General features: G+C 41.2%; 14 protein-coding genes. 5 read left to right on the top strand and 9 right to left on the bottom strand.

Features of this window, described 5'->3' with window-relative positions:
- The first annotated feature begins 174 nt into the window (after positions 1-174).
- From EHS13_RS09340 to EHS13_RS09330, 3 genes are all read left to right on the top strand, one after another.
- Positions 175-474 carry a DUF3055 domain-containing protein gene (locus EHS13_RS09340; RefSeq protein ID WP_155700076.1) on the top strand — a complete coding sequence of 100 codons (300 nt, stop codon included), beginning with the start codon at positions 175-177 and terminating at the stop codon, positions 472-474.
- Positions 475-538: 64 nt separating this feature from the next.
- On the top strand, positions 539-802 hold the full coding sequence (locus tag EHS13_RS09335; protein WP_155700075.1) for a hypothetical protein: 264 nt from the start codon (positions 539-541) through the stop codon (positions 800-802).
- Between the two features lie 297 nt (positions 803-1,099).
- Positions 1,100-1,537, top strand: coding sequence for a hypothetical protein (locus EHS13_RS09330; RefSeq protein ID WP_155700074.1), 438 nt, complete (start codon positions 1,100-1,102; stop codon positions 1,535-1,537).
- Positions 1,538-1,661: 124 nt separating this feature from the next.
- On the opposite strand, the gene EHS13_RS09325 is transcribed toward EHS13_RS09330, so the two are convergent.
- The 4 genes from EHS13_RS09325 to EHS13_RS09310 all read right to left on the bottom strand — a co-directional run bounded on the left by EHS13_RS09325 (position 1,662) and on the right by EHS13_RS09310 (position 5,695).
- Entirely contained in the window at positions 1,662-2,888 is a 1,227-nt protein-coding gene (locus tag EHS13_RS09325) for an MFS transporter (RefSeq protein WP_227013862.1), read from the bottom strand.
- 113 nt (positions 2,889-3,001) lie between these two features.
- The gene (locus tag EHS13_RS09320; RefSeq protein WP_155700072.1) at positions 3,002-3,343 is read right to left on the bottom strand and encodes a hypothetical protein; all 342 of its coding nucleotides are present in this window, start codon (positions 3,341-3,343) and stop codon (positions 3,002-3,004) included.
- A 128-nt stretch (positions 3,344-3,471) separates the two neighbouring features.
- A complete protein-coding gene (locus EHS13_RS09315) occupies positions 3,472-4,545 on the bottom strand; it encodes a Gfo/Idh/MocA family protein (RefSeq protein WP_155700071.1) in 1,074 nt (357 codons plus the stop codon).
- A 7-nt stretch (positions 4,546-4,552) separates the two neighbouring features.
- Entirely contained in the window at positions 4,553-5,695 is a 1,143-nt protein-coding gene (locus EHS13_RS09310) for a Gfo/Idh/MocA family protein (RefSeq protein ID WP_155700070.1), read from the bottom strand.
- A gap of 165 nt (positions 5,696-5,860) precedes the next feature.
- On the opposite strand from EHS13_RS09310, the gene EHS13_RS09305 reads away from it, so the two are divergent.
- Positions 5,861-6,700, top strand: a complete 840-nt coding sequence (locus EHS13_RS09305; RefSeq protein ID WP_227013861.1) for a helix-turn-helix transcriptional regulator — start codon at positions 5,861-5,863, stop codon at positions 6,698-6,700.
- A gap of 110 nt (positions 6,701-6,810) precedes the next feature.
- Entirely contained in the window at positions 6,811-7,431 is a 621-nt protein-coding gene (locus EHS13_RS09300) for a DUF3298 and DUF4163 domain-containing protein (protein ID WP_155700069.1), read from the top strand.
- Positions 7,432-7,439: 8 nt separating this feature from the next.
- Here EHS13_RS09300 and EHS13_RS09295 read toward each other — a convergent pair whose 3' ends face one another.
- The 5 genes from EHS13_RS09295 to EHS13_RS09275 are packed head-to-tail and all read right to left on the bottom strand — an operon-like array spanning position 7,440 to position 18,159.
- Positions 7,440-8,168: an ECF transporter S component gene (locus tag EHS13_RS09295; protein WP_155700068.1), complete on the bottom strand. Its 729-nt coding sequence runs from the start codon at positions 8,166-8,168 to the stop codon at positions 7,440-7,442.
- Positions 8,150-9,823, bottom strand: coding sequence for an ABC transporter ATP-binding protein (locus EHS13_RS09290; protein WP_155700067.1), 1,674 nt, complete (start codon positions 9,821-9,823; stop codon positions 8,150-8,152). Before EHS13_RS09290 ends, EHS13_RS09295 begins: the two co-directional genes overlap by 19 nt.
- Entirely contained in the window at positions 9,796-10,692 is an 897-nt protein-coding gene (locus EHS13_RS09285) for an energy-coupling factor transporter transmembrane component T (RefSeq protein ID WP_155700066.1), read from the bottom strand. Before EHS13_RS09285 ends, EHS13_RS09290 begins: the two co-directional genes overlap by 28 nt.
- The gene (locus tag EHS13_RS09280; protein ID WP_155700065.1) at positions 10,692-11,552 is read right to left on the bottom strand and encodes a DUF4430 domain-containing protein; all 861 of its coding nucleotides are present in this window, start codon (positions 11,550-11,552) and stop codon (positions 10,692-10,694) included. Before EHS13_RS09280 ends, EHS13_RS09285 begins: the two co-directional genes overlap by 1 nt.
- On the bottom strand, positions 11,545-18,159 hold the full coding sequence (locus EHS13_RS09275) for an S-layer homology domain-containing protein (protein WP_227013860.1): 6,615 nt from the start codon (positions 18,157-18,159) through the stop codon (positions 11,545-11,547). The genes EHS13_RS09280 and EHS13_RS09275 overlap by 8 nt, the downstream gene beginning before the upstream one ends.
- Positions 18,160-18,278 lie beyond the last annotated feature (119 nt).

The raw sequence follows: 18,278 nt of genomic DNA, 5'->3' as shown, positions 1-18,278 counted from the left end.
ATCCTCCAAATCTTTTTTCAGGAACGCAAAAACACCCCTCCCGCGTAACTTACGCAGAAGGAGTGCTTCTCCCTGTTTTCCCTGAAATTAGGTTGATTGTAACATGAACTTGTCGTGTAGGCAATCATTTTTTAATATGTTATGATTAGGCTATAGAGAAATGGGAGTGAATACATGTCAGACCAAGAACTAGATTTTTTATATGATACTACAGAGGATACGAGAACTCGCTTTGTCAGCTTTATCGGGAATAGTATGAAACGCTTCGATTTAGCGATCACTTCCTCCAACCGTTTTTATGGCAAGAAGCTGGTAACGGATATTCAAATGGGTAAAACCGTGATTGTTGGACCTGATGATTTAGCTATGGAGGGTTTTATCGAGCATGTGTTTAAACTGGATGAAGAAGAAGCTATCGAATTGATCGAATTTCTTGAACAAATCATTGGGACTGTTAATTTTACAGATCTATAATCCGTTATTTCCGCATAGATCTTCCGCTCATTGGAGACAATGTGTTTAAAGCGGGAGGTGCACTATGGCATGGTTTAAGAAAGAAAATCGTGATTCCTACACGGATTTATCCACTGTTGAATCTGGGCGCAACGATTTAACTGCAGAGGAATTCCCTGAAGGGCCTTATGGTTCAACTAGCAATCATCAAGCATTAGGCAAAAGCACTCCGTGGCGTCAAGACCAACGTCCTCCCAATCGTTTTACCTATGAGAATCGGGAGCTGCACGAAGGTTTAGACCGCGACTATCCAGGTGATCATGAAACACTAGAAGATCCGATTGAATGAAGCCTGAAGTTATGCCTTTGACCTTTTTAAGGTCAGAGGTTTTTTAAATTCCAAGAAAGTATAAGTTTTTTTGCTTATACTAATCTTAGAATTCCGGACAAACGCACCGTTTATCCTTGATTTCACCAATCTTAACCAAATCTTATGTTCGTCTTAAGGTTCTTTTAAGAAGTTTGGGTTAATATAATAATAAGTCGTCGGACAAGCAAGAGTAAATGAAACCCTTAGTCTATAACATCGTAGTAAGATGAAGGAAGCTAGGCTAAAAAGTCGTTCGCAGGAAAGAGGAAACACAATATGAACCCGAAGCGAATAATTATTGTAGGAACTATGGCAATCGCAATTACCTTCAGCGCCGGTATGTTTGGCAATGATGCAAATGCCCAAACCCTGTCCATCTCTATTGATAAATCAGGCAATTATAACAAAGAAACCATTCCATCAGCAGACCCTACCTATACAGCTACTACAGATGAAGATATTACACAAATATTGGGATTGGAATCGGATGAAGCCTTATATGAAGCTTTATATACAGGTAATTCTTTAGCCGACATAGCAGATAATAACCAAATCCCTATACAGGACGTGATTGATTTACAGGTTGCTGAATTGACTCAGCAGTTGGACTCTCGGCTTGCAAGTGGCAGTATCACTCCAGTTACATACCTTTTGCAAAAATCAGAGCTGCCCGATATTGTTACAAAAAGTATTCATGTAAGAATGACCCCATAATGCAGAAAAAAGGCTATGACTTCACGTCATAAGCCTTTTTCTATTCCTGTTTGCGATTCATGATTCGAATGCACAGGTAACTATATGGCAATAAATAAAGGAGTGGATAACCCAGATATATTCTTCATGATAAGTCCGTTCCAGTGAGCAGCTTGGTTTGATCACCACGCAATAACATTAAGCAGCCTATCAAGATACAAATGGCAGCAACTCCCAACATTAAGTTTAAAGAAACGGAATGGATTAAGCTTGTGCTTAATAGAGGAGCTATCGTTCCACGAATACCAAACAATAATAAATGCAAACCAAAAACAACGGCTTCACGACCTGGTGCTAATTTAAAAACATAAGCCATGCAGCCAATATCCCAAATAGCGTCACCAATCCCCTGAAAGCCTCCTGCGACAATTACAGCAGCATAATTCCCGAATAATCCATAAAGGATGGGAGGAATAGCATAAGCCGCAATCCCAAAAAACATTGCCCTCTTAGGTGAGTAGCGATCAATTACCCAGCCCATAATTAAGTAAGCAGCAAGCAAACAAAAGAAATAGACCATTCGGGCATAGCCAATTTGAATGTTGGTTAATTCTAGCTTTTGAACCTGAATAATTTGATAAAGTGGACTGGCCAACAAATTACCGAAGCCAGCAAAAGTAGTCGCTACAAAAAACAAGGCAAGCTTACGATTCTCTTTAATTAGCTTCAATTGATCGAATAAGGTTGCTCGTTTAGTTGGCAGAACTTTATGATTATCTATCGCTACTTCTTTGACCATAGTAAATAGAACAATCGAGATAACCCCAGTCACTGCTGCAAGGATCAATGGACCGCCACCGCCTGAGCTATCAATCCAACGCCCAATCACATAGGCTAATGGAATCATCAATGCCCCCATTGCAACGCGAACATTGCCCATTATTCGACCGCGCAGCTCAGCTGGGTAAATCCGCGTCATAATACTAGCATAAGCAGGAGCTTGAATGCCCATAAGAAGATGGAAAACTAAAGAAGTAGCTACATAAACCCATGGTTTGGGATAAATTAATGGGAGGATAATTAGCATGCGGCCGATTAAATTCGGATAAAACATATAAAGCTTAGCATTGCCCTTCTCAATCATACTGGCCCAAAAAGGTGCTAGCAATAACCCAATGGCAGGAGCAGCAGTAAGAATCCCGACATCTAAACTCGAGGCTCCATGACGCAATGCAAGCGGAATAAAAAATTGGCCTAATACTACACTTATAACACTAATGAAAATAGCCGCAGCAAATTCCCAACGGAAATTATTCCAGACCGTCTTGCTCATCAGCAAACCCATTTTACTTACATTTGTTTCTGCATTCACAGGTAAGCCTCCAATCTAAGGTAAACAGCAAAAGATTAACGGTTAATCCATAGCTACTATACCTCTTTTTGGCTAAAAAAAATAGCGACAAATCGTTCGTCGCCGCTTCTGAGCTATGATATTTTTTTACTGTCTTGAAGCTGCTCTACACTTAAGCCTTGCAGCAGTGTCCTTAGCTTTTGTTTAAATTCTAGATCAACCTTAGGGCTTTGTTCGATAAGCCTATAAGCTGTTTTAATAGAATCCCAATAAGCTGTCTTCTTGGGCATGGATTTAATCGACATAAGCAAGCCGATCAACTGATTTGCCTTTTCATTCGTAACCTCAGCATCTGATAATTTACGAGTTAAATTCAATAGCTTACGAGAAGGTTTATTCAAACTGGATATAACTATCATTAATAGTCCTGCTAATACAATAATTCCGAGAATCCATAGATAACCGTTTTGTCCCATATCAATTCCCTCCTTTCATTTGAAATTCGAATACAATGAAGGGGATAAATTAAGTATAGACACAAACGATTAATATTCGATGAAAAGCAGATTACATTTATGTTACAAAATAAGGATAAAACAAGCTTCTACTCCACACGAATGGCTTGTTTTTGAGCTAATAGACATAGCTCTGCTGCTTTGAATGCATGCTCCTGCGTCATCGCCAGCTCTGTGCGGTGAATACAATCGAGAATTAGCTGACCAAAATAAGGAAATCCAACCTGACCCTTCAAGCTATAGTGCTGCTCTCCTTGCTGATTGACCAAATATAAATGATCTCCCTGTGGATCTCTAGCAATATCAATGTATTTGCGTATTTCGATATAACCCTCTGTCCCCATAATAATTGTCCGCCCGTCCCCCCAGGTGCCTAATCCCTCTGGAGTCAGCCAGTCCACTCGAAAATAATTCGTCGCTCCATTGTCGCCAACGAGTGTGGCATCGCCAAAATCCTCGAGCTCTGGGTAAGCTTTATTATGATAATTAGCTACTTTACTGCTAACAACCTTAGCATCCTTGCTGCCAGAGTAAAATAAAAATTGTTCAATTTGATGACTGCCAATATCACATAAAATCCCGCCATATTGTTCATGCTCAAAAAACCATTGAGGTCGTGATGCTGCATTAAGCCGATGAGGGCCTAGTCCAATAACCTGAAGGACACGCCCAATTGCTCCTGTTTGAATGAGCTGCCCTGCAAAAACAGCACTTTCTGAATGCAATCTCTCACTATAATAAACCGCATATTTCTGGCCTGTAGCGACTGTTTTAGCCCGAGCTCGCTCTAGCTGGTCTAGGGTAGTAAAGGGGGTTTTATCGGTAAAATAATCTTTCCCGCTCTCCATCACCCGTATGCCTAAATCTGCGCGTTTGGCTGGAACAGCGGCTGAGGCAATTAATTGAACTTCCTTATCGGCTAGTATTTCTTGCTCCGATGAAGCTGGCGATACTTGAGGGTAGGCCTCACAGAAAGCCTTAACTTTAGCCGGGTCTGGATCATAAACCCATTTAAGCGTCGCACCTGCTTCGATCAATCCATTACACATCCCGTTGATATGCCCATGATCCAAAGCAATAGCAGCAAAAACAAATTCTCCTTGGTTAACCACCGGATTTGGTTTCCCTTTCGGTGCATAATTCATGCCATCTTTGATTTCCATGCTAATGTTACCTCGTTTCATGAGATATTAGTTTTTTGGATTGGCTCTCATTAATTCGGGCTTGCAATTGTTCATAGAACAGGTCTTCATCGATTGGCAGGTCTACCCAATTATCCGTCCAAGCGGATAGCAGCATAGCATTGGAAAGCATCAAGCCATTAATCCCTTCTTCTCCAGGAGCTAACAAAGGGACACCTTCTATAACAGCATCTACCCAATTCTGGATAATTCCATTATGAGCGGATTCTTTGCCTTCAATTGGAATTTCAATTACGGTATGCTCAGGTTGTCCAAATTTCCCTGTGAAGCTGCGATTAAATTCTGGCGCAGACATATGCAAACGCCAAAATGTTAGCTTGCCATCTTCAATAACTATTTTGCCAAGATCTCCACAAATTTCGAAACGGTTCGTACCAGGCGCTTCTCCAGTTGTGGTTACAAAAACCCCTGTTGCTCCATTCTCATATTCTACAAAAGCTGTGACATCGTCTTCGACTTCTATATTGCGATATTTACCAAAATAGCAGGCTGCCCGAACTCGTTTTGGCATCATGCTAGTAGTCCACTGCCATAAATCCAATTGATGCGGATCCTGATTAATCAGAACACCGCCGCCTTCTCCAGCCCAGGTTGCTCTCCAAGTCCCTGAATCATAATAGCTTTGCGGTCGAAACCAGTTCGTAATAATCCAATTGGTTCGGCGAATTTCACCAAGCTCTCCGGCATCAATCATTTCCTTAAGCTTAAGATACAGTGGATTGGTGCGTTGATTGTACATCATGCTGAATACTTTACCAGAAGCTTTAGCCGCTTCATTCATTTGCCTTACCTGCTTCGTATAAACACCTGCCGGCTTCTCACACAGCACATGAAGACCTAATTCAAATGCGCGAATCGCGAGCTCAGGATGATCGTAATGGGGAGTAGCAATAATAATACCGTCAAAGCTAGACGATGCAAAGAAGGCTTCCGTGTGGTCAAAGATTTGAACGGATTCATCGAAGGTTTCTTTTGCCCACTGCAGTCTTTCTGGGATTGCATCACATAGAGCTGTAAGCTCTGCTCCGGCAATTTCATTCTTGAACAAGCTGAGTGCATGAGCGCTGCCCATATTACCAATTCCAATTACACCAATCCGCATTTTTCTCATAGGAAGTATCGTCACCCTTTCTTAAACCTAGACACATTGTACCATTGTACCCGCATTCAAACTTCATTAATGTTTATTCTTTTATTAATTCATTTAACTCTTGTTGTTGTGTTTAGCAGCCATTCGCGATATGGTTAGGATAATAATTGCAGGAGGAATCCAACAATGAACATTTTTCGCCAACAAGCTGCACCTATATCGATTAACACTTCATCCGATATGCATTTTCAAATGAAGCTGCATGCTCATCCCTTTTACGAGATTTATTATTTTCGTCAAGGTAAATGCACTTATTTAATTGGGGATCAGATTTATGTACTCTCACCCGGTGATTTAATTCTGATGCATGGACTTACTCTGCATTCTCCAAGCGTAGATCCTGAGGTTGAATACAAGCGAACCATCATTCACTTCGAGCCTGCCTATATAGCTAATATGATTCAACCGCCGTTTTCACTTAATGTGCTTAAGCCTTTTCAAGAGCTGCGCAACCACCGCTTCCAGCTGCAAGGTGAAGAGAGAAGCCAAATGGAAGCGTCGCTGCTAACTTTGGAACAGCTCTTTACACAGCAAGATGCGATTTCTTATCATCGTTTTCATGCTTTACTTTTGGATCTGTTATTTATGATTTATGGTTATTGCCAGAAACCATTGGGGGATAAACCTGAATTCCCTTCCTCTAAGGAACATCATGTTCAGCGAATTATTACCTTTGTCGAGGAGAATTTTCAAGAGGATATCCATTTGGATGAGATAGAAGGAAGTATTCACTTAAGCAAATATTATTTGGTCAAAATATTCAAAGAAGTAACAGGCATCACGATTTTCACTTATCTGTATCAGCGCAGGATCAATCAAGCGAAAATCTTATTCTTATTGGAAAAGCAGAAAAGCGTCACAGATATTTGTTATGAAATTGGCTTTAAGCATCCTGCTCATTTCAGTCGGATTTTTAAACAATTGGTTGGCTGTACACCAGAAAAATATCGCAAGTCCATTCTCTAATAATCAATGAGAGTTAAGTTGATCTTTTTAAGCAATTTAAAAAATAATCACTTTTTATCTTCATCTGAATAGGCTGTAGTACCACTTATGTTCAGGAAGGTAGGAATACAATGGCTTATCAATTACCTGTTACCATTCATACTCACACCATGGGATCTGGTGTGGTTCACATTGAATATCCCAGTATATCTGGACCCGTGCAACCTCAGGTAGCTCACCAAATCAACCAAACCATTGTCCATCTTGTCAATTGGATGCTGGAGCAGCAGAAAAAAACGCAGTCAGGCACACTCTCACAAATGCTCGGACACTACGAAATTAAAACCAACGAACGAGGCATACTCAGTCTAACGCTTAATAATTATGCTTACTCTACCCCAATGGCTCATGGCTTTACGATCCTAAAATCGCTTACTTTTGATGTGAATACAGGGAAGCTTTATGAGCTTCAGGATTTATTCAAGCCTGGTTCCAACTATGTCGAGGTGATTTCTAAACAGGTTTCACAGCAGCTTAAGCAACGTGATCTGCCTTTGTTAGACGGCTTCACAAGCATTCACCCCAATCAAGATTATTATCTAGCTGATAAAGCGCTTGTGATCTACTTCCAGCTTTATGAAATCACACCTTATTTCGTTGGCTTTCCGATGTTCCCGATTTCGGTTTATGATCTTATTTCGATTGCAGTCGAGCCAGGTCCACTTCCTACATTATCTGCGGATACGGTGTAAAAGCGAAGCTACCTACTGATAAGGCCATACTTGGTTTTTATGCGTTCTAATTTCTCAAGCATTGGCTGTGAAATGAAAAACAAGAACACCACCGTGGCAATTGCATGCACAATATCAAACCAAAAACCTGAAATATACGTTGCAAGCAAAGCCTTCCAGGAGAACTGTGAAGTAAACATTAAAAGCGAGCCGATATTAATAATTCCGCCGTAAATAAAAAAAGTCGCTAACCCACCAAATATACACAAAGCAAGCTTAGTCTTTTTAAGCAGTCTTTTATCAAATAAGACACCTGCCAAAAAACCAATAATGCCAAAACAGAACATTTGCCAAGGTGTCCAGGGTCCTTGTCCAAAGAAAAAATTAGAAACAAATCCTGTCGTTGTTCCGACGAGGAAGCCTGCCTCCGCCCCCAAGCTTACCCCTGCGATAATGACAATGGCAACTACCGGCTTGAACTGCGGCAGCATGAAGAATGCTGCTCGTCCAGCCACTCCAATGGAAGCTAGCGTAGCAATGACGATTAACTCTCTAGCCTGCGGTTTGCGATTTTCAAACACCATAAAAAAAGGAATCATCGTATAGAGTACAATCAATAGGCTGATAAAATAATATTTGCGATCATCGAGTACAAAGACGCCTAACATGATTGTGGCAGGGATGATAATCAGAATAAGTATCGAAGCTAGCATTGTCCGACTTGCCCAACGAAAACCTGCTAGCTGCTTTTCTTGCATAAATCAATCACATCCTCAACGGTGATGGCATTACTCCATACATGACGAACCATCCGGTTTGCGGCTGTCGTATAAAAGCTATTGCCTGAGAAAAATTTTCTAGTTGTGTTCGTCGTGATAATACTTCCATCAAAAAACATCGCGCATACCTCTCCATACCTGGCACAAAACTCAACATCATGGGAGACCATCACAATCGTAACCCCATCTGCATTTAGCTTTTTCAAAAATAGAGCAAGCTTTTCTTTGAAAAATCCATCCAAGCCTTTGGTTGGTTCATCTAAAAGTAATATCCTTGGCTCTAGCAATAATACCTTGGCTAGTGCTGCTCGCTGCTGTTCTCCACCGCTCAAGTCATACGGATGCATCGTGAGAAAAGGCTCAAGCTCTGCAAAAGCAATAACTGCCTTTACCTTATCTGTTTTCTCTTCCTTGGTTAACTGGCTTGAAGATAACATTTCGTATAAATCATCTTCCACGGTTTTTTTTACGAATAAGGATTGTGGGTTTTGCGGAAGTATGCCCAGATTTTTCGTGAAGATCTCTTTTGCATTCATTTTCAGCGGGTTCTTGCCGCCGATTAACACTTTACCTCGATAGGGTTGGAGAATACCGCTCATTAAGGATAGCGTCGATGTTTTCCCTGTTCCATTACCGCCAACTATACAATAAAATTGCCCTTCGGCCACTTCAAATGACAAATCTTTAATAATATCGGGTCCAATCTTGTCATATTTAAACCAAACATCTTTGAATTTTATTGCTATATGGCGCCCCGGTTCTTCAGAGCTTTCCGAAATCTCTTTTGCAGCCGAAATCGTTTTATCACTCAAATAAGAATCCAGCCATTGACGTCCTTCCTTCACGTTTATAGGACAAGGCATCTCATTGTGCACTCCTGCATGAATTTGTACTGGCGAGGGCATCGCGAGAAACATCGGATGATTCCACTCGCTTAATAATTCTGCTGCCTTACGGGGTGAATTGTCTGCAAGAATGACTCCCTCATCCATTACAACCAGGCGATCTGAGATAGGCAGGATTTCCCCGAGTCGATGTTCTGTCATTATTATGGTAGTACCCAGCTCTTGATTTATCTTTTTTACCGTTTCTAAAAAATCTGCTGCTGCGATTGGATCAAGCTGGGAGGTTGGCTCATCAAGAATTAATACCACTGGATGCATCGCCATAATGGAAGCTAAATTAAGCAGCTGCTTCTGGCCTCCAGATAGCTCTGCTACATTCTTATGAAACCAGGCTTGGATCCCAAAAAAGCTTGCCATTTCAGCCACACGCAAACGAATGGTGCGATTGTCATAACCTAAGCTCTCAAGCCCGAATGCAAGCTCATGCCATACCTTGTCTGTGACAATCTGATTGTCCGGATTTTGCAGCACAAAGCCTATTTCTGCGGTTTGGGTACGTTGGTCCATTTCTTCTAGCGGTTTACCTCGATAATGGATTTCTCCATTACGCTCCCCATGGGGAGTAAGTATGGTCTTTAGATGTCGAAGCAGAGTGCTTTTTCCGCTGCCCGATTTGCCGCATATCGTAATAAATTCACCGCTTTTTATTGTAAGATTAATATGAGAAAGAGTCATGTTGGTTTTTTTAGGAAAAGTGAAGACTAAATCTTTGATTCGATATATTTCCATTTCATTGCCTCCACAATATTTATGATCACAGGCAGCATGCATAGAATCAAATAAGCTATATACACAGCCATACTAAATGGTGTAATTTCCATTGCCTTAATAGAAGGGAAAAAACGCATGGTGTTCTCACCCATCGAAGCTCCAAGGACTACCAAGAGGATCAAGCCCAGCATAAAAGTCAGAATTATTCTATCCCTGCTGTCAAACCGATATATCGAAAAGCTCGTGCGGCGCGGCAATCCATAACCTCGTGATTTCATCGAATCAGCTGTTTCAATGGCGTTTTCTAGCGCCCAGGTGGTCATAATAGAGAGAATGGTTATTCCATTTCGAGCTCTTGTCAGAAGGTTCCCTTGTGAAACATCCCTGCCTATACATTTTTGAGCATTTGAAATCAGCTTAATTTGGTTCATGTATCGGGGTACAAAACGGAGAACCATGGATAAAACCAAAGATAATGCCGGCAGCAGCTTCCCAAAAATATAAATAAATTTGTCCGAGGTCATAACAACGTTATAACAGGAGAACCAAATAATAACTGTTACATACATAAAAGCTGCCGCCACACCGTATAGAATCGACTCCAGGGTAATGGGATTGCCGTTTTTTAAATAAAATAAAATAGTAACACCTGCATGATTAAAAGCAGGATTTAGCGCAGCCATCAGCAATAATAAAGGCAGCATATACAATAGATTAAATTTGATCGCTTTTTTCCCTTTTAACATAATAGAATAGACAACAGCGCTAAAGAAGCCTATCACCTGCAGGATGGGGTGCATAAAAACCATACTAAACAGCAATATCACGACAAAATAAACAAAATTGATAATTGGATGAAAGGAAGAAAAGCTATCTCTATCCCGCATTATTTTTTTACTCCTCCCGCTGCCGTATCCCCGCCAACATCACGGCCTAAATCACAGGTATAGACCCAATCAACAACATCGCCAGCTTTTAGCACATAACGACTGCTGCCATAATTCGGAAACCAATCATTCACTTTATACATCCAACCGCTCAGCTCACCACAATCGAATTCATATAAATTGTTTATGCCCTCAATATAATTACTGTTGTAAATAGGTGTCATTGAAAATTCCATATGAATTTTATTTTTTTTCATCTCTCGCAGTAAAACGTCAAACACAGACTCGCCCTCATAGAAGGTTACCGTCTGTGTTTTATAAATAATGCCGTCATCTGGCAGCACTTCAAGCTTATCTTTATTAAAAATATCTAAATTATCCAAAATGGTTTTACAGCTTACTGTTAATGTGATCGTTAATGGTTTACTCTTGTCAATCGCTGCATCCTGCCACTCAACAGGTTGAGGCTTTCCCGTTGGCACTGGATCAGTCAGATATTTATCTTGCTTTGCTTCTGGATCTTTTTCAGCTTTTACAATCGGTGTTGCTGTTGGTTTTGGCGATTTTGTTGGTGTTTGGTTTACTGCTGGTGTTTGCTTTACTGCTGGTGTTTCTGTTGCTTTAATTGGAGCTGGTGTTGATGTTTTTGTTGGCATTGTAGTTTTGTAGGGCTGTTCACTGGCTTCCTCTGGTTGCTCATCTTCAGCAACCAGAGGTAAAGCTGTAGCTTTTATTAACTCTGACTCAACGCTTTTTTCTTCTGCTTTATTTGAGGTTTTGTGATAATCCCCACCCCAGAAGAAGGCGATAGCCAATGCGCCAATAATCAATATCGCTGTCAGCCATCTTTTATTAAACATCGGTCATGTCATAAAGCCGGGTTAGTCCATGAACAAACCTATCATAAGCTACCAGTGCATACATAGCTTGATCTGTTGCCATAAAATCAACTTCACCGGGTTTTGCCCCGCCATTATCGATTCCGCCTTGCATCACATGATAGAATCCTCCGTCTGCTGCTGCAAAGCTCAGTAAGACATCGATCGGAGAATGTCCATTTTTAATAAATCTGGGATCCGTGTGCGGATCTATGCCAAGACTGGTCAAAGCTACAATAACCTGAGCAATGCTTTCAGAGTTGACAGCTCCTAAGCTGGCATAGCCTCCGTCTAATTCCTGAACCTTTGACAACCAATCTACTCCGCGATCTACAGCCGCTTTAACAGCAGAATTGGTTGTATAATAAGGCACAAGTCCCTGGATAGCCATTGCCGTAATATCTGGGTCCGCTTCAGCAGCATTAACCCCTAACGCCCATCCTCCACCGTTGATCTCTCTTTTTAGAATAAAATCAATCAGCATTTCTCTGGTTGTTTGGGTCTTTACTTCTTTTACGATAGGGATTTCATAATGCTTGCTGTCCAATGCGATAAGCGCAAAGATCGGTCCATTAATGCCTTGTCTAATCAATGTATCAAAATCAGCGAGCGGCTCTCTTAAATTATAACCTGCTGCATGATCGATATCTTTCCCAAGCGAGGTTAGCGCCAAAATCACTCTATCATATTCTGTATATTTAACATTATGAAGTTTCCCTAATTTTTCCTTAAGCGTACTTTCTACATTCGCATAGTATTTCGCATAAAAGGCATCCGGAACCTTAACCTCTGAACGAGCCAGGCTAAGGATCGTCCACTCCCCACCAATACTGGATATAATCGGATTAGTAATTGCCTTTTGCATAAAAGCTGCCGTTTGTTCAATATAATTCTTAACATCTTTATTGGCTGTTGCATTTCCTAAATTTTTATCAGGCACTTGTTGCTGAATTTTATAATCATAAGCTTTAGCAGCAACAACCGCTGCCATTTCTCTTGTAACAATGCCCTGAGGATTGAATAGATTGTCACTACCCTGCATCAACGCAGCGGCTACAATAGTCTCGACTTCCGCTTTAGCCCAAGCCGATACTTTTTCTCTATCTTTCATTTCAGATGCTAGCTTAGCCGGTTGAATTCCCAAAGCTCTTATAATAGTTACAGCCATTTGCTCACGGGTAATCTTATCATTCGGATTAAATTCATTGTTAAAGCCAGTAATAAATCCTTTACTATAAGCAGCATTCACATATGGAAAGAACCAATCGGCTTGAGTAACATCTGTGAAGCTGATCGCCTTATCTCCCTTAATATCAAGTCCTGTAACAGAAACCAATATTTTGGTAAATTCTGCTCTTGTAATTGTGGCTTGAGGATTGAATTTACCATTGCTGCCTTGGATAAGTCCATTTTGTGTTGCAGCACGGATAGGTTCAAAAGCCCATGATGAGATCGCATCGCTATCTGAATACAGCTGCTTTAAATCAATCGGTTTTACTGAATCAGCTTCAGCTTTGGTCGTTGTCGTTGTCGTTGTATAAGATACGAAGCTTGTAAAATGGTTTGTTTTGATAATAAGCTCATTATCCTTAACAAAGGCATAGGTTATCTTCTCATTTCCTTCCGTTGCAAGCTGGCCTGCCTCTTCCGTTTCATAAATTTGAATTGGTGTAAATTGGTTATTTTCCAAATATCCTGGGAGTTGCCCTTTCCCACCTTTAATTATTAAGGTAAGCGGCTTATTAAATAAAGTAGATTTCGTCGTACTTCCCATATTGAACGCATTGTTAATATGTGCGAGTTTAGTGTTAGTGCTTAAGCTGCCTTTTATAAGATTTAGGATTGTTGTATCACTGGGATCGATTGTCGAGATATATTCCAGTTTAGGATCTCCTGCCTTAAGCTGGGTTCCTTTATCAATAGTGACGGAAATATCGCCTTTTGTAGCTGTGATCCGAGGAATATCGACTGTGACATCCTTTAAATCAAGGAATACTTTTGAATTACCTTTAGGTATATTAAAAGTGATTTGGTTCGTATTCTTTAGTTCCTTTGTTATATCCAAAGTATATTCCGTTTGAATATCCTTCGGCACCTCAAATACAGGTGATTTAACATTGGAGGCGGGTGTTGTTGGAGCTTCCCCATTGCTAGGAAGTGGTACACCTAAATCTTCGCCTAAGCTAATCGTATATCTCCATTGCAGGCTATCTCCAGCCATAAGAACATAATCACTTGATCCGTAATTGGGATATACGCCGTTAACATTGTACATCCAGCCACTGCCGCTGCCATTGTCAAATTCTCCATCACCAGCTATTGACTGCACGTATATACTTCCGAAACCATCGTACCATTGAGATCTATAAGCTATACCACGACTGTCGAGCACTCTTTTTAATACGGACCATGCCGTGTCGCCTGTTTCTAGCTCCACCGTTGTGGGTGAAACTACAAATCCTTTTTTAATGGTAACTTTATCTACAGATAGAGTCACATTCATATTAGGTGTTGGAGCAGTTCCGCCCCCATTGTCTGGTGGTGTTTCTGCTGCTTCAGATGAATTATAGGCAATATAGTCCGTAAAATGCTTTGTTTTTACGATTAGGTCATTGCCGTTCTCGAAGGCATATTCATCCTTACCGCTATTTACCCCTTCTAAGTCACCTGGGTATTTTTGAATGGCATAAGGTGAGCCATTCTGGATAAAAGCAGCATCCTTTCCCCTCATGCCCGTAAAGGTTAATAGGACAAACTGACTGAATTCTACCCTCGCATTTCCGCCCATGGAAAAAGCCTTAATAATCGAATCGAGCTTTTTCCCGTTTGGCATAATGGTGCTTAGCTTATCTTTTAATTCCGTATCCGAAAAAGCTGTTGATGAAAGAAGCTCTACTGCAGAGGTGTCACCGCTTAAAGCTCTCGTCCCCTTCGGAATAACTATAGAAACTTCGCCTTTGGCAGCCTCCAATTTAGGCAGATTACTGTTAAGAGGTAAATTAACGCTAACTTTCGAAAGCTTATCCGTAGGAATTTCTACTGTTATCTCTTTGTTGCTATCCGCCGTAGTAATCGGAATTACATAGTTGCGATCATCTAGCGGAATATCAACTTTTGGTTGGTAAGTATTAGGTAAGGATACTACTATATCTTTTGACAAATCTGGCTGTGTTGGTTCCTCTGGTTTTACTGGTGTAAAGATCAAGGTTGTGGCTAATCCTGCAGGAGTTCCCGTATTCTCATTCGCTGGGACTCTCACTAGCAATGTATGGCTGCCGCTTAAGTCTAGAGCATTAAATACTGCTGCATTGTAGATTATATAGGCTGCGCTATCCAACTTATATTCCATCGCGGTCGTTAAGCCTGTTACGATATTCGTGATATCGTTTAATGTTACATTTGGGGCAAGAGGTGCGACAGGTGAAGGAGTTGCTATAGGTCCGGCAGGTGTCGGTCTAAAGATCAAAGTTGCTTCATGTCCTGCGGGTGCGCCCGTATTCTCATTCGCTGGGATGCGTACTAGCATTGTATGGCTGCCGCTTAAGTCGATACTATTGAATACGGCTGCATTGTAGATAACATAGTCTGCGCTATCCAGCTTATACTCCATTTCAGTCGTTATACCCGTCACGATATTCGTGATATCGTTCAATGTTACATTTGGGGCAGCAGGTGCTATTGGTGTTGGGGTAAAGATCAATGTCGCATTTAGTCCTGCTGGTGCTCCCGTATTCTCATCTGCTGGGATGCGCACTAGCAATGTATGGTTATCACTTAAGTCGATAGTATTGAATAGCGCCGCATTGTACATCACATAGTCTGCACTATCCAGCTTGTACTCCATCGTAATCGTTAAGCCTGTCACGACATTCGTTAAATCATTCAATGTTACATTTGGGGCAGCTGGTGCAACTGGTATTTCTGTAAATGTCAAAATTGCAGATAATCCCGCAGGAGCTCCCGTATTCTCATCCGCCGGGATACGCACTAGTATTGTATGTCTTCCGTTTAAGTCGATAGTATTAAATACCGCCTCATCGTATATTACAAAGGCTGCACTATCCAGCTTGTACTCCATCGAAGTCGTCAAGCCTGCCACGACATTCGTTAAATCATTTATTGTCACATTCGGTGCTGCGGGAGCGCCCGGTGTTGGGTTAAAAATTAAACTTGCTGCTATTCCTGCAGGTACTCCCGTATTCTCATCCGCTGGAATTCGCACTAGCAATGTGTGGTTATCACTTAAGTCAATTGCATTGAATACTGCCGCATTGTACACCACATAGTCTGCTTTATCCAGTTTGTATTCCATAGCAGTCGTTAAGCCCGTCACGATATTTGTTATATCATTCAATTTCAATATTGGTGCTGCCGGTGGATCCGGTGTTGGTGTAAAGGTCAAAGTTACGGCTAGTCCGGCAGGCGCACCTGTATTCTCATTTGCCGAGATGCGCACTAATAATGTATGGCTATCTCTTAAGTCAATTGCATTGAAAACTGCCGCATTGTACATCACATAGTCTGCGTTATCCAGCTTATACTCCATCACAGTCGTTAAGCCTGTCACGATATTCTTGATATCGTTCAATGTTACATTTGGTTCGGCAGGTGCTTCAGGAGTTGGGGTGAAGATTAAAGCTGCAGCTAGTCCAGGGGATGCTCCCGTATTCTCATTCGCTGGGATGCGCACTAACAATGTATGGCTGCCGCTTAAGTCAATTCCATTGAATATCGCCGCATTGTACCTCACATAATCTGCACTATCCAGTTTATACTCCATCGCTGCCGTTAAGCCTGTCACGATATTCGTCATATCATTCATTGTCACATTAGGTGCTGCTGGTGCGCCCGGTGTTGGGGTAAAGAACAAGGTTGCTGCTAGTCCTGCAGGCGTTCCCGTGTTCTCATCCGCTGGGATGCGCACTAGCAATGTATGGTTATCGCTTAAGTCGATAGCATTAAATACGGCTGCATTGTAGATAACATAGTCTGCGCTATCCAGCTTATACTCCATCGCAGTCGTTAAGCCCGTCACGATATTAGTAATATCGTTCAGTATTACATTTGGTGCTGCAGGTGCAGCTGGTGTTGGGGTAAAGAACAAAGTTGCAGCTAATCCTGCAGGCGCTCCCGCATTCTCATCCGCTGAGATGCGAACTAGCAAGGTGTGGCTGCCGCTTAAGTCTATAGCGTTAAATACGGCTGCATTGTAGATAACATAGTCTGCGCTATCCAGCTTGTACTCCATTGCTGTAGTCAGGCCCGTTACGATATTAGTAATATCATTTAATGTCACGCTCGGTGCTGCAGGTGCAGGTACTGGTTTCTCCGCCGTCATATTATAAAGGCTGTTTTTACCATGGATAAAACGATCAAAAGCAACTAGAGCATAGGTACCTTGATCAGTTGCAAGTCCATTTACCGATTTATTAATCGTGTGCATAAAGCCGCCATCGGGTATATTGAAAGTCAATAGAGCATCCAAAGCTGACTTACCATTCTTGACAAATCTAGGATCTGAATTGGGATCAATGCCCAATGCTGTTAATGCAACAATAACCTGTGCAATGCTTTCGCAATTCACGGTATTCAAGCTGGTAAATCCGCCGCCAACTGCTTGATTATTAGATAACCAAGTGACTGCTCTGTCTATCGCAGCTGTTACATTCTCTTGTTTTTTATAATAGGGAGCAAGACTTTGTAGGGTCATTGCCGTTATGTCCGGATCTGGTTTGGTACCGAATAATGCCCAACCGCCCGCATCACTTGTCCCTATCTTAATTTCCTTACTCAAAATATAACTAAGAAGCATCTCTCTTGTCGTCTGTATAGCCACACCTTGCATCTGCGGGATAACATAATTCTTGCTATCCAATGCAATTAGCGCAAAAATCGGTCCATTGAGACCTTGTATGAGGACTGAATTATAATCTGCAAGCTTTGCTAGCTGGTTAAAGCCGCCAACATCTGTAACATCTTTACCGACTGAAGCTAGCCCTAGAATCACTCTTGAATACTCTGTATATTTCGTTGCATCAAGGACACCATTTTTATCTTTTATCGTATTCACTACATTATTATAATAAATATCGTAATAGCCACTTGGCACTGCATAGTTAGCTCTTGCCAAAGAAAGAACCGACCATTCTCCACTGCCTGTTCCAAGCTTTGGATTTGGTACTGTTTTAACAATATAAGCTAGGCTTTTATTCAATTGTTGGGTGTAGGAATAAATTACGTCAAAGGCTAACTCCGTTTTGTTCCCAGCCGTATCCGTTGCCGAAACGGCTATTAGATTTCCTCCAACATGTAAAGAGGCCTTATATACTTTATTTGTAGCTGTGATAACAGTCCCATTCAGTTTAACTTGTGGGGTTATTGCAGTATTTACATTGTCTGTTGCCGTTACTGTAAAACTCAAGTCACTTTGTAAAACCACTTGTTTATCTACTAAGCCATTTACTGCAATAATTGGTGAAACACTAGTAGTTCCCGCTCCAATAGCGTAGGAGATCCCCGTGCTTGGTAAAACTATTGAAAATAACAAACTAATTAAGAGCAGCCAAGCGATGCTTTTATTTTTCTTCATTTTGATATTCATTCCTCTCATATAAAGCAAATAATAAACAAAAACCAGAATAAAATTAACAACACAACAATAAACCCCTCAACTGGAATCGTTGAGAGGCTGAATAAAGTACATAGATA

Origin of the sequence: Paenibacillus psychroresistens (assembly GCF_009728935.1) — a bacterium.
GTDB classification, from domain to species: domain Bacteria; phylum Bacillota; class Bacilli; order Paenibacillales; family NBRC-103111; genus Paenibacillus_AC; species Paenibacillus_AC psychroresistens.
Note: the sequence above shows the minus strand (reverse complement) of the source record. Positions and strands in the feature narration are given on the sequence as shown.